At 71.8% G+C, this 13,276-nt stretch carries 7 protein-coding genes; 2 read left to right on the top strand and 5 right to left on the bottom strand.

Going from position 1 to position 13,276, the window contains the following annotated elements; all coding sequences use genetic code 11:
- Nucleotides 1-269: 269 nt before the first annotated feature.
- The gene (locus ACWCHM_RS12630; RefSeq protein ID WP_454222529.1) at nucleotides 270-2,579 is read left to right on the top strand and encodes an ATP-binding protein; all 2,310 of its coding nucleotides are present in this window, start codon (nucleotides 270-272) and stop codon (nucleotides 2,577-2,579) included.
- On the opposite strand, the gene ACWCHM_RS12625 is transcribed toward ACWCHM_RS12630, so the two are convergent.
- Together ACWCHM_RS12625 and ACWCHM_RS12620 are read right to left on the bottom strand one after the other, a co-directional pair.
- Nucleotides 2,525-3,652 (bottom strand): helix-turn-helix domain-containing protein, encoded by a 1,128-nt coding sequence (locus ACWCHM_RS12625; protein WP_204959991.1) that lies wholly within the window; start codon nucleotides 3,650-3,652, stop codon nucleotides 2,525-2,527. The two genes, ACWCHM_RS12630 and ACWCHM_RS12625, sit on opposite strands and share 55 nt — an antisense overlap.
- A gap of 163 nt (nucleotides 3,653-3,815) precedes the next feature.
- Nucleotides 3,816-5,285, bottom strand: a complete 1,470-nt coding sequence (locus ACWCHM_RS12620) for an RICIN domain-containing protein (protein WP_454222528.1) — start codon at nucleotides 5,283-5,285, stop codon at nucleotides 3,816-3,818.
- Between the two features lie 483 nt (nucleotides 5,286-5,768).
- On the opposite strand from ACWCHM_RS12620, the gene ACWCHM_RS12615 reads away from it, so the two are divergent.
- A complete protein-coding gene (locus ACWCHM_RS12615; protein ID WP_454222527.1) occupies nucleotides 5,769-6,662 on the top strand; it encodes a hypothetical protein in 894 nt (297 codons plus the stop codon).
- Between the two features lie 74 nt (nucleotides 6,663-6,736).
- Here ACWCHM_RS12615 and ACWCHM_RS12610 read toward each other — a convergent pair whose 3' ends face one another.
- The 3 genes from ACWCHM_RS12610 to ACWCHM_RS12600 form a co-directional block, all read right to left on the bottom strand.
- Complete coding sequence (locus ACWCHM_RS12610; RefSeq protein ID WP_454222526.1) at nucleotides 6,737-8,293, bottom strand: class I SAM-dependent methyltransferase; 1,557 nt, start codon at nucleotides 8,291-8,293, stop codon at nucleotides 6,737-6,739.
- A 98-nt stretch (nucleotides 8,294-8,391) separates the two neighbouring features.
- Entirely contained in the window at nucleotides 8,392-11,211 is a 2,820-nt protein-coding gene (locus ACWCHM_RS12605) for a M14 family zinc carboxypeptidase (RefSeq protein ID WP_454222525.1), read from the bottom strand.
- A gap of 275 nt (nucleotides 11,212-11,486) precedes the next feature.
- Nucleotides 11,487-12,992 (bottom strand): CehA/McbA family metallohydrolase domain-containing protein, encoded by a 1,506-nt coding sequence (locus ACWCHM_RS12600; RefSeq protein ID WP_281897765.1) that lies wholly within the window; start codon nucleotides 12,990-12,992, stop codon nucleotides 11,487-11,489.
- Between the last annotated feature and the right edge of the window lie 284 nt (nucleotides 12,993-13,276).

Genomic DNA, 13,276 nt, shown 5'->3' with positions numbered 1-13,276 from the left:
GTGTAATAGGGACAGTCGGACGGCGGCGGTCCGGACCGACGACAGGCGGAGCCAGGGTGACGGTCGGCACCGGCAGACCGCCCAGTGTATCGAGATGTGGGACCCGCTACATCGGTGTCGAAACCCACGGCAGTGGTGACGCGTACGCCCGGGCGTGCACCTACGACGGGTGCCAGACGTGGCGGCTCAATGGCCGGTGATCGGACCGGTGCGAAAAGTCACTGATCGATGCCTGGCGTCGCGGGTGGTGTTCTGTGAGGGTGTGCTCGGTGAAGCCGACACCGAGCACACCCGAACGACCGAGCGCACCCGGAAGCCCGTCGCTGGGTGCTGTCCTGCGTGGCTGCCGCGTGGCGGCGGGCCTGTCGATCGAGGCGCTCGCCGAGCGGTGCGGGGTCAGCGCCCGGGCGATCAGCGACATCGAACGCGACCGGGTCCGGCGTCCGCAACGGCGCACCCTGACCGTCCTGTTCGAGGTCCTCGCCGTGCCGGACGACGAGCGTCGCCGCCTGGTCGAGGCCACCTCCGTCCGGCCGGCCGTGCCCGATCCGCCGCGTTACTTCAGCGGCCGGGCGAGGGAGCTGCGGGCGCTGGGCGACCTCGCCCGCCGCCCGCCGGGTGACCGGCAGCAGGCCACCGTGGTCGTCGTCACCGGGCCGGCCGGGGTGGGCAAGACCAGCCTCGTGCTGCGGGCCACGGCCGACCTGGCCACGGAGTTCCCCGACGGCCGGTTCTTCGTCGACCTGCGCGGGATGGACGACGTCCCGACCACCCCCGGCGAGGCGCTGCACCGGTTGCTGCGGGCGCTCGGCGTGCCGGAACAGCGGATCCCCGCCGGCCGCGACGAGCGGGCGACGGCGTACCGGTCGGCGTTGTGTGAGCGCCGGGCCCTGGTGGTGTGGGACAACGCCGCCGACGAGGCGCAGGCCCGGCCGTTACTGCCCGGGGCCGGACGCAGTCTCGTGCTGTTCACCAGCCGACGGCGACTCAGCGGTCTGGACCCCGCACAGTGGCTGTCCCTGGAGCCGCTGCCGGCCGAGGACTCCACCGCGATGCTGCGGGCCATCGCCGGGCCCGTCGCCGTCGACCCGGCCGAGCTCAGCGAGCTGGCCCGGCACTGCGGTCACATGCCCCTGGCGTTGCGTGTCACCGGGCAACGGCTGTCGGCCGAGCCGGGTCTGTCCGTCGCGGAACTGAACCGACGGTTCACCGGTGAGCAGGCCCGCCTGCGGGTGATCGACGCCGACACCGCCGGCATCCACACCGCGCTGAGCCTGTCGTACCGGCGGCTCGGGGACGACCTGCGGCGGACCTTCCGGCGGTTGTCGCTGATGCCGGGTCCGGACTTCGGCCCGGACCCGGTCGCCGTGGTCACCGACGTCCCCGACGCGGACGCCGAGCAGCGGCTGGAAGCCCTGGTGGAAAGCGGTCTGGTGGCGGCCGTGCCGGCGGACCGCTACGGGCTGCACGACCTGGTACGCGCCTTCGCCGCCGACCGGCTGACGGCCGAGGAGCCGGACGCGGCCGGCCCGTTGCGGACGTCCTCGCTGCGCTGGTGGCTTTCCCGGACCACGGCGGCGGGGCGGCACTTCGAACCGGACGGACCGCCGTCGCTGACGCAGTTCCGGGACCGCGGGGCGGCGACGGCGTGGCTCGACGCCGAACGGGGCAACTGGTTCGGGGCGTTGCGGTCGGCCGCCGCCGAGGGCCTGTACGGACCGGTGGTCGAGACCGTCGACGCGCTGCACTGGTTCTCCGACAGCCGGGTCCATCTCGACCTCTGGCCGGAGGTCTTCCGGTTGTCCGCCGAGTCCGCCGCCCGGCTGGGTGACCCCCGCACCGAGGCGGTCCATCTCAACTACCTGTCCTGGGCGCAGGCGATCTGCCAGCGCGAGTACGCCGGCAGCGTGACCACCGCCATGCGGGCCCTGGACCGGGCGGTCGACGCGGGCGACCTGGCCCAGCAGGGGTGGGCACTGCTCTACGCCGCCAGCGGCAACACCGGGTTGGGCGACCACGCGGCGGCGCTGCGGCAGCGGCAACAGGCATGGGTGCTGCTGCGCCGCGCCGGCGATCCGGAGGGTCTGCCGCAGGCGATGGCCTCGCTCGGCACCTCGCTGTTGTCGCTCGGCAGACCCACCGAGGCGCTGCGGGTGCACCAGCGGACGCGATGCCTGCTCCGCGACCCCCGCTATCCCATCGCGGCCTTCGCCCGAGCCGCCACCGACGCGTTGAACTGCCGACGGATCGCCGGTGATCTCGCCGCTCTCGACAGGTGGCCGGAGTGTGTCACCGCGCTGCGGGAGGCGGTCGCGCGGTTGCGGGCCAGCGCGATGCCGGCGTTCGAGGCACTGGTGTCGGTGGAACTGGTCGAGGCGCTGCGGCGCACGGGGGAGACCCGGGACGCCCCGGCGTATCTGCGGCGGGCGATCGAGCTGGCCGACGACTGTGACGATCCGGATCTGGCCGGCCGGGCCGCGACGCTGCTCGCCGAACTCGCCCCCGACGGCGTCGATCCGGGCGGTCAGGTGCCGGTGGCGACGCGGGCGAAGGCGCGTACCAGCGGGTGCGGCTCGTAGCGGTGTCCCCGGCCGGCGGTGACCCAGCCCCGTTCGGCCAGGTCGAGGAAGCCCGCCTCGGCGGGGACCGGGCCGGCCGGCCGGGTCAGCAGCCGGACGGCCCGGCGGGCCCGGGCCGGCAGCCCCGCGTACGTGCGCTCGAACGCGTCGCGTACCGACAGGTCACCGGCGACCAGCGCGTCCAGGACCCGCTCCGGCCTGGCCAACCGGTCGACCAGCCACTGTGCGCTCCACTGCGGCCGGGTCAGCAGCCGGTTCGCGGTCACCCGCAGGGCCAGCGGCAGGCCGCCGCAGCCGGCGGCGAGCGCGGTGACCGCGGGTGCGGGCGCGGTGCCGTCCACCATCGTGTCGAGGGCGGCCCGCGCGTCGGCCGCCGGCAGGGGCGGCACCAGCCACCTGTCGGTCACCGCGAGGCCCGTCAGCGGGTGCCGGCCGGTGATCAGGGTGACACCGAGGGCGTCGGGCGGCAGCAGCGGCCCGACCTGGTGGTCGTCGCGCACGTCGTCCAGCACGACCAGGATCCGCCGGCGGCGCAGCAGGTCCCGGTACGCCCCGATGGCCACCGGGTCGGGCCCGTGCGAGGACGCGTCGGCAGGTGGCAGCAGCCGACGGGCGATCGTCGCGGCGGTGGCGTCCGCGACCGGCCCGAGGAAGCGCACCCCGTCGGGGAACCGCCAGGCGAGGTCGGTGGCGGCCTGCACCGCCAACGCCGTCTTGCCCGCCCCGGGCAGACCGATCAGCTGTACCGCGTGGCGGTGTTCCAGCCGTGCGGCCAGCCAGGCGAGGTCGTCGCGGCGGCCGGTGAAGTGTGTGGTCACCCCGGGCAGACCGGTGACCCCGGCGACCTGTCCGCCGGCCGAGCGGAGCTGGTCGGCGTCCACCCCGTCCAGGCCCAGCGCCGCGCCCAACGCCCGGAGGGTGCCCTGGTGCGGGCGGCGGATCCGGTGTCGTTCGATCCCGCCGATCGTCCGGGGGCTCACCCCGGAGCGGACGGCGAGTTCATCGATGGTCAGCCCGGCGGCGATCCGCAGTGACCGGAGCCGGTGAAGCTGTTCCTGCGTGTTGTCCCGCACCCCGTACCCCCGCGGTGACGTCTGTTGTCCGGTCCAGTAGACGTCGCCGGGGGGATACCTGGGGTGAGGGCATCGTCACACCTTGTTCCGGGGCTGGTGGGACGCGGGGCGGTGGTCGTCCGCCGTCCCGGCCTGCGGGAGGCGGGACGGCGGACGGGGTCGGTCAGGAGACGCCGACCCGCTGCCACTGCTGGTTGGCGGCGGTGCCGCAGGTGTACTGGATCACCCGGGCGCCGTCGGCGGTGGAGTAGCCGGTGACGTCCAGGCACCTGCCGCTGTGCCGGGCCACGAACTGGACGTACCCGGAGCCGGCGTCGCGGACCTGCCACTGCTGGTCGGTGCGCCCCGACTGGCAGCCGAACTGCTGCACCGGCGCGCTGTCGGTGGTGGATCCGCCGGCCACGGTGAGGCACTTGTCGCTGTGCCGGGCGACGATCTGGACGTACCCGGAGCCGGCGTCGCGCAGCTGCCACTGCTGGTTGGTGCCGTTGTTGCAGGCGTACTGGGCCACCGCGGCGGCGTCGGCGGTGGACCGGTCGAGCACGTCCAGGCACTTGCCGCTGTGCCGGGCGCGCAGCGTGTCGAAGGTGTAGCCGCCGTTGACCCCGGAGACCACGCCGGTGGCGGTGTCGATGGTGAGTTGCGGGTACCAGCTCATGGTCAACGAGGTGGCGGTGGGGAAGTTCAGCGGCAGCCAGACGTAGCGGGACTGGTTGACCGGGCCGCCCGTCGCGCCGGCCCACCGGTCGCCGAGATAGAGGTACGAGGTGGCGGCGCTGCCCTGCACCGGCAGCACGTACGCCGACTGGGAGTCGTAGGTGGTGCCGTCGGCGAAGTTCGTCGGGTTGGTCCAGGTGCCGCCGACACTGCTCGCGGTGGCGTACCGGGCCTGGTTGGGTGACCAGCCGGTGGCGCCCGAGGTGACCAGGAAGTAGACCCCGTTGCGTTTGAACATGGCCGGGGCCTCCCGGTAGTTGTCCGGCCACAGGGTACGCACCAGTGACGCGACCCCGGTGTAGTCGGCGGTGAGGCGGTAGATGTTCAGGTCGGCGTTGTTGCGGGTGGCCGAGATCAGGTACGCGGTGCCGTCGTCGTCGCGGAACACCGTCTGGTCCCGCGAGTCGTGCCCCAGTGGCCGGAAGCTGCCCAGGTAGCGGTAGTTGCCGTCGACCGTGCTGGAGGTGGCCACCGCGACCCGGGCCTGGTTGTAGTCGACGCCGTTCTCCCAGTGCATCCAGAGCACGTACTGGCCGGTGCCGGCGTTGTAGACCACCTTCGGCCGTTCGATGTTGGCCGTCGCCAGCTCACCGGCGGAGGACTGGGTGAGCACGTTGTTGCGGAACTCCCAGGTGCGCAGGTCGGTGGAGCGGTAGACCGACACGTACCGGAAGGTGTTGTTGTCGTTGCGGTTCTCGCCGAACCAGTAGTAGTAGTCGCCGACCTTGATCATGCCGCCGCCGTGCGCGTGCACGCCGACGCCGGCGGTGTCGGTGAACTGGGTGCCGTTGACCACGGTGACGGGTGCGGCCCGCGCGGCGGGGGCGGTGAGGGTCAGCGGGGCGAGCACGGCCGCGCAGGCGGCGAGGGCGAGGACGATCCGGCGGAGGGTGGTGGGGTGGGGCGCGGCAGGCATGGGCCGCCTCCTCGTGCGGTGGACGCGGGGTGCCCGCGGGGACGCGCGGGACCTTCTCATGAGCCTCACGATAAGCCGAGTCACCGTCGCATGCCCATACATCAATGTGATGGATATCGATATTTGGCGGATCGGTGGGAGATGTGCGCCACGTCGTCGATGGGGGTGGTCGTCGCGATTGTCGAGATCGTGATGGGTGATCTACGTCACATCATGAACCCTTCTCGCGGTGTCCGGCACGGAAGGCACGTTCCGGGCGGAATCCCTTTTCCCCACCCCACATTTCACCGCCGAAGCGACCCACGGCAGGCCGGTGGAGCGGCTGCCGCGCCGCCCATCGTCACGGGTAGTAGTCGAGTCTCATCGGCCCGTGGTCGGTCGAGGTTGGTTGCCGTCCGACAATCAGCGCCTCGGTTTGTGCCGCTCACTACCCTGACCGATGATCCAGTGCCTGGGTACCGTCGACAGCGATAAGGGCTTCAGATGAGCAACAGTCACCCTCCGTACGGAGAACAGCCGGATCCGAACGTCACCCCTTGGAGCGGGCCGCCGGCACCGCCCGCCGGCTACCCGGCGTACGGCCAGCCCGGTCAGGCCCCGCAGTACGGTCAGGCCCCGCAGTTCGGCCAGGCCCCGCAGTTCGGTGTCCCCGTGCCGCCGCAGAAGTCGAACCGGGGCCTGGTCATCGGCCTCATCGTCGGCGCGGTGGTCCTCATCCTCGCGCTCTGCGGCGCCGGGATCGGGCTCGCCCTGGTCGGCAACGACGACGAGCCCGACCCTACCCCGACGCCGAGCGCGACCGCCGCCAACCCGGGGCCCGGCACGGACACCTCGTCCACCCCGCAGGCGACCGAGCCGCCCACGGAGCAGCCGAACAACAACAACAACGCGGTGACCGCGCGCTACTCCAGCGACCTGTCGTCGGTCTGTGACGGCAGCCCGATCCTCAACGCGGCCACCTACAGCGGCCCGTCCACCGCCAAGGCGTACGTCTTCTCCAACAACCCGGAGCGGCCGACGTTCTGGTCGTCGAAGATCGTCGGCTCCGACAAGCGGTACTACGCCAAGTCGGCGGACTTCACCACCGTGTCGGTGGTCGGCTGCATGTCGATGGTCCCGGGCAGCGAGGGCGCGCCCAAGAAGTGCGACTACAAGGCCAGCGACGGCAAGAACGTCAGCGTCTCGTACATCTCCTCGCGCTACCAGCTGACCTTCTACGCCGCGAAGACCGCGGAGAAGATCGGCGACGGCGGGGTCGTCAACGCCCCGGCGACCCGGTGCCCGAGCTTCATCTCGTACAACAAGACGACGATGAAGGCGTACGCGGCGCCGGACAGCGGCACCATCGAGGCGGCGCTGGACAAGTTCCTGTCCTGACCGGCTTCCTGACGGCGGTGCCGGGGGCGGGAGGATCCCTCCCGCCCCCGGCCTTCCGTCTTTCCGCCGCCGGATCAGGTGTTGACCGGCCGGCGGGCGACCAGCAGCACGTGCGTCACCGGCCAGTCCAGCGGGGTCCCGTCCACCGTCGACAGCGCCGCGGTCGGCGCGAGCCGGTGGGTGACGATCCAGTCGTTGCGGTACGGGCCGCTGGCCGGGTCGACCTCGAACCCCACGTCGGCCAGCAGGGCCTTCCAGTCGGCCCACTCCAGCCCGCAGAACTCCTCCTGCGTCTCGGACAGCCAGTTGTCGGTGTAGTCCTTGCGGGTGAGGAAGTCCATCGCCGCGCCGAGCGGCAGCTCGACCACCGCGCCGGTGCCGTCGTCGACCGGGCGGAATCCGAACGGGAACCGGTAGTCGACGGCGAACTGGTCCAGCCGGGCCCGGGTGGACAGCCCGGCGAGGTGCGCGGCCACCTGGTCGGCCGGCAGTGACGCCAGATCCTCGCGGGGCCGGGCCGGGTTCGCCCCGTCGGTCGTCGACAGCCGCAGCCGCACCGTCCGGTCCCGGCCGTCCGGCCCGCACACGTCACTGTTGATCCACACCCCGCCGGGCACGGTGTGGTCGTAGATGGCCTGCACGAACCGGCGCAGCGACGCCATCCGATCGCCGTACGACCAGATCTCGTGGGTCAGCGCGAAGGTCATCGTGGTGTCCACCGAGCGGGGCGCGAACACCGCCCCGCCGAGCACGTTGCGGCGGTAGAAGAAGACGTTCGGGTTGGCGAAGAAGCCCTGGGCCTTCTTGTGCACGCACTCCTCGTACAGGTGCCGGGCCACCTCGACCCCGATCAGGTCGCTCTCCCGCAGCGCCGGCTCCCGGTCGGCCAGCTCCAGCACCGCGCCCGCGCCGCAGCCGACGTCGACGATCCGGCCGGGCCGTACGTGCTCGCGCACCGCCGCCCACTTGCGCTGTGCCGCGTCGGCGAACGCCTCGGCGTACGTCCGGTAGTCGCGGGTGGCGGTCAGCCCGCCCTCGTCCCCGACGACCGGGTCGTTGACCACCGAACGGACCAGGTCGTCGAGCCGGTAGCGGGCGTAGACGTCGAGGGTCGCCGGGTGGGCCAGCTCCCGCCAGGACGGGTCGTCGGCGGCCAGCCGCAGCAGCACGTCCCACGGGCGGGCCGGGGTCGGTTCGACGTCGGCCTCCACCCCGGCGATCGGGAACCCCAGCCCGGCGTACATGGCGGCCACCTGCGGCGTCGAACAGGCGACCACGGTGTTCGCCGGGGTCAGCTCCAGGCCGGCGGCGGCGGCGACGTTCTTGAGCGTCACCTCGGCGAACCGGTCGGTCTCGGCGGTGTCGAAGACCGGCACCACCACCGACCGCAGCCCGGCCAGCACGCTGAACCGTTCGATCGCCGCCTCCCGCCGGTGGTAGGGGACGGGGTTGCGACGGGTGTTCTCGTGGTTGGCCGAGGTGACCGCCCACACCACGGTCACCCCGTCGTCGGCGGCCCGGTCGCCGTCCGGGGTGTCGTGGTGACCGGTGGTGGCGAGCCGGTGCAGATAGTCGGCCTGGAACCGGGTCAGCAGGTGATGTCGGCCGGGAAACAGCAGGTAGCGGGGCATGCGATGTTCCTAGCCGACGCGTCCTGCCCGGCGTCGCGCGGGGTGCCGGGACGGTCGGGGGCGGACACCGCACGGTGCCCGCCCCCGACCGGTCGGGATCAGCCCACCAGCGAGCGCAGCGGGACCTGCTCGGCGCGCAGCGTCCGCACCAGGTCACCCAGGAACGGGTGCTCGTCGATCTGGAGACCCGCCGGGTTGGGGATCACCAGGTACGCCGAGCCGTCCGCCACCGTGACCCGCGCGGTGTCGGTGTACCGCTGCACGACCGCCTCGGTGCGGGCCAGGTCGCCGGCGGCCACCTGGAGGGTGAACGGCCGCCACTGTCCGCCCAGGTTCTCGGCGACCGGGGCGGCCGCCGCGGCGGCGCGGGCCGGGTCGACCGGGACCGGCGACGCGGTCCGGGCCGCCGTGCCGCCGCCCGGGTACAGCAGCGCGTTGGCCACCAGGTGCAGGCCACTCTCGTTGTACGCCCGGAACAGCGGGTTGAACGCGAACAGCACCGCCCGACCGGCCCCGGTCGGCTCGTCCACCACCGCGACCGTGCCCTTGAGCGCATCACCCTGCACCGTGTAGCCGTTGGCCCAGAAGGTGTCCCCGCTCGGGTAGCGCAGCACGTTGCGGCCGGTGCTGCTCGGGGTGAGGATCGGGTCGTTGTTGTTGAACTCGAAGTCCTCGGCCGGCCGCCCCAGCCCGACCGGGCTGTCCGGGTCCACGTCCACCCGCAGGTGCGAGCCGATCACCGTGTAGCCGGTCGGCTTCGGCTTCTCGGTGGTCGAGGTGAGACCGGCGGCGCGGGCCATCCGGGTGCCCTCGTTGCGCAGGCCCAGGTAGGTGTGGCCCTGGGCGATCCAGGCCCGCAGGTTGGCCTGCCCGGTCGCGGTCAGCCCGCCGGTGGCGTTGCTGCCGTCCGGCACCAGCAGCACCGTCCGGCCGGTGAAGGCGGGGGTGTTGTCGTTGATGTCGGCGGTGGTGACCGGGGTGAGGTTCAGGCCCCACCGCTTGCCCAGCACGTACCGGGCCTCGCCGTGCGAGCCGGAGGTGGTGGAGATGCCGGTGCCCTGGAACAGGCCGACGTCCGGCCGGCTGATCGGGGTGCCGACGGCCGCCGTGGTGTACGGGGTGAGCGTGACGCCCAGCTTCTTGGCGATGGTGTTCAGCTCCGGCGTCAACGCGCCGGCCGGCATCCCCACCTGGCCGTTGTCGAGGTCCCGCACCAGCTGCACGTCCCTGCCCAGCAGGGTGAAGGTGAACTCGGCCGCGGCGGCGGAGTCCAGCTCGTAGGTGTAGGAGCCCTTCAGCGGCGGCGCGGCCAGGATCTTGCCGCCACCGGTGTTCTGGATCTTGTCGATCAGCTCCGCGTTGGGCTTGACGTCGGCGCCGGTGTAGACGGCGTTCACACCCATCAGCAGCGGGTTGCTCCACGACGACACGTCGTAGAAGTACGGGAACGGCGTGTACGGGTCCTCACCCATGATCGCCTGGATCCAGTGCTTCTGCGGCTGGTTCATCGGGATCCAGTACGACCCGACCGGCACGGTCAGGTTGGTCGCCGACCGGCCACCGAAGAGCTTCGCGGTGGGCAGCTTGACGGCTTTCTTGACCTGGTAGACCTCGACGTCCATCCGGCGCAGCCGCTCGACGAGCTGGCGGGCGTCGGCGAGCTGCCGGTCGGGCAGCAGGAAGTACGACCTGATGGTCTGCGCCGGCACCGGGAACTGCACGGTGTTGGTCGGCTGGACCACCTCGTTGGGCTCCAGCGCGCCGGCCCGGCCCTGGGCGAGCGCGTCCTTCCAGACCTTGTACCAGCCGTTCAGCACCTCACCCTTGTGCGCCGCCGCCCAACCGAGGGTCGACCACTGGGTGTGGAACTGCTGCTGCACCCGGTCGGCCACCGCCGACGAACTGCCCTTCTCGAAGGTCATCCCGGCGGCACCGAAGCCGGCGGCCGGCACCGTGTCGCCGTACCCCATGAAGAACAGGTCGTAGGTGGAGTAGTTGAAGTAGCACTCGGTGGTCACCGTCGCGTCGCACGCGCCGTTGTAGCCGAAGCCGGCCTTGTTGGCCTCGCCGATCCGGTTGATCCAGTCGACCGCCTCGCCGGAGATCTCGTGGTGGATCGGGTCGGCGTTGGGCGGGAAGAAGTACTGCCGGCCGCCCATCTCGTGCGCGTCGATGAAGACCTGCGGCGGATACTTCCGCATCAGTTCGAGCTTGCCGTCGGTCTCCTGCTGGGTGCGGGCGAACCAGTCCCGGTTCATGTCGAAGCCGTACTCGTTCTGCCGGCGGCTGGCGTCGCGGCCGTCCGGGTTCTGCGTCGGCACGATGACGGTGATCAGGTTGTCGTTGCGCTGCTCGACCTCGCAGGAGAGCCCGGCGGCCAGCTCGTACAGGGTCTTGAGGGCGGCATCGGTGCCACTCTTCTCGCCGCCGTGCACGTTGGCCGTCACCCAGACGATGGCCGGGGCCGCCTCGGCGATCTCACCGGCCTGCTGCTGGTTGACCGTCCGGGGGTCGCGCAGCGAGCGGACGTCCTCGGCGATGCCCTTGAGCACGGCCGGCCGGACGTTGCGCTCGTTGGACACGATCGCGTACGGCAGCGGCTGGCCGAGCACGCTGGTGCCCATGACGCCGGTGACGACCCGCTTCGAGGCGGTGTCGACGGCGTCGAGGTAGCCCCGCACCTCCTCGTTGGTGACCACCCGTTCCTGGCCGGTGCCGAGCGGGAAGCCGAGGAAGCTCTCCGGGCTGGGCACCGAGGCCAGGCGGTCGGCGGGATCGGTGCTACACGTCGTCGGGGGTGCGGCGGAGGCGGACGGGCCGACCACCAGGGGGGTGATTCCGGCCAGGAGGACGATGGCGGTGGCGCTGGCCAACCGCTGGCGGGAAAGCGAGGCGGAGCGGATTATCGGCGTTCGCATGAGGCGTTTCGTTTCCCTTCCCGGGAAATGAATCAAGGGTGCCCGGAGCGTATGACCTGCGCTTTCGGGTGGTCAAGATTCACAACCCGGGGCCGGTACGCGATTCGCCAATTGCCCCACACCCGCTCGAATGCGGGCGTTTGGTGGCGAGTTCCGGCGTCCACCGTGGACCATCGTCTGCCGGGTTGGCCTTCGTCGTACCCCTGATCATATTCAACGTCGTCGACCCGGTGCGGGCGGTCCCGGCCCGCCGACGGCGGGCCGGGACCGGACGGTCAACGCACCCGGACGAACACCGGGTTGGAGTAGAACCACAGGTCGTTCCACGGGCTCTCCAGCCCGTCGGCCAGCGGCTCGGCCTCGTCGGTGCTGGTGCCGCGCACCCGCAGGTAGCTGTCGACCCCGACGTCGCGCAGGGTGTGCCGGATGACGTACTGCGCGCCCTGCTGCCGCCAGTCGCGCGGACCGAACCGGGCCACCACGGCGGTGGTGGGGTTGGTGTCGGCGTCCCGGTCGACGCTCGGACCGGTCACCCGGCCGACGATCAGGTCGACCCGGCGGACCTGCGGCCGGTCGCCGTTGGCGTTCGTGCCGGCCGGCGGCCGGAACCTGATCTCGACGTCCACGTCGGTACGGTCGCGGCGGCTGACCGTGAGGGTCTCTCCCGATCCGGCCGAGCGCCCCTGGCTGCCGACGGTGACGTCGAGCCGGGTGATCAGGTCACCGGTGGTGACGAAGATCCGCCCGTGCCGCAGCCCGTCCATGATGTCGTGGTATTCCTGTCGGGCCAGCACGTAGGTCTTGCTGTACTCACCCGGCCAGAAGTCGGTGCCGCCCCGGGTCCAGTGCACGTGTGAGTCGGAGGTCGCGGTGATCCACCAGCGTCGCCCCTCGCCGAGCAGCGCGTCCCACAGCCCGCCGACCCGGGCGGTCGCCTGGTCGTAGCCGCCGTAGGTGGGGTGGTTGCCGTAGCCGCCCCGGGCGCTGCCGTTGAGCGGCCCCGCCTGGTGGCCCGGGGCGCCCTCGAAGCCGACGTACACGTCCGGGGCCGCGTCGTTGCCGTTGCGGAACTCGTGCGGGAGGTCCTGCCCGTACACTCCGAGCCCGGTCGCCGAGCGGGAGGTGTGGTGGGCGATCACCAGCGGCTTGTGCGGCATGGTCCGGGCCACCCGGAGGAACTCCACCATCTTGGCCTCGGTGTCGCGGCCCGGGTCGGCCGGGAACGGGTCCCGCTTGGCGAACCGGCTCTCCAGCTCGAAGAGCTGCTTCGCCTCGTCGGCGTGCCGGGGGATCATCAGGGTGTGGTGGTCCATCGCCGGGGCGTCGAACTCCATCCCCCAGAACTGCAGCACCTCGGGCACCAGCCGGCGGGACCGCAGCAGATCGGGGTACGCCTGCTCCAGGTTCACCTTGGAGTGCGTCGGTCCCCCGTGGTCGGTGCACATCGCCCAGGTCAGCCCGAAGTTCTTCGCCATGATCGCATTGGTGACGATCGGGTAGACCGCGTCGGCGCCCTTGCGGAACGTCGGCGGGTTCGTCGAGGTGTCGAAGTCCCCGCTGTACTCGGAGTGGATGTGGTGGTCGCCGGCCCGCCAGCTCCGGTTGTCGGCCCGATCTGATCCGGCCGTCGCCTGATCCTGCCGGTCCGGATCGGCGTGGGCCGCCTCGACGCCCACGAACGGGCCGGCGGCGGCGAGCGTCGCGCCGACGCCCGCGTACTTCACCAGCTGGCGGCGGGACAGCTGACCGCCTGTGGCGTCCTCGGAATCCCTGTGCTGCACTGCGGAGCCCTCCACGTGATCCGGATGTCGACCGTGTCGGTGACGAAGCCTCCGCAAGGAGGGTGAACAGCCGCTGCACGGTGCACGGGGTGGGAGTGAACGACGGCCGGCCAGCGCTGCCGCGCGCCCGGCCCGGCCGGTGGCCGGGCCACCACCTGTCGTGGCCCCGGCTGCCGTCCCGGGTCGCCTCCCACGCGTGGGATATCTATGCGGTTGTATTACGGTTCATTGGTGAGAAAGAGGTCTCATTGACCGCTTGCTATGCCGCAACTAGTATTCGGTTC

The sequence above is a fragment of the Micromonospora sp. SCSIO 07396 genome (genome assembly GCF_053667945.1).
This window is presented reverse-complemented; position numbering and strand designations above follow the sequence as displayed.

Coding starts and splice junctions, on each gene's coding strand:
- ACWCHM_RS12610 (WP_454222526.1), bottom strand. CDS start 8,293: ATGCCCCGCTACCTGCTGTTTCCCGGCCGACATCACCTGCTGACCCGG.
- ACWCHM_RS12605 (WP_454222525.1), bottom strand. CDS start 11,211: ATGCGAACGCCGATAATCCGCTCCGCCTCGCTTTCCCGCCAGCGGTTG.
- ACWCHM_RS12615 (WP_454222527.1), top strand. CDS start 5,769: ATGAGCAACAGTCACCCTCCGTACGGAGAACAGCCGGATCCGAACGTC.
- ACWCHM_RS12620 (WP_454222528.1), bottom strand. CDS start 5,285: ATGCCTGCCGCGCCCCACCCCACCACCCTCCGCCGGATCGTCCTCGCC.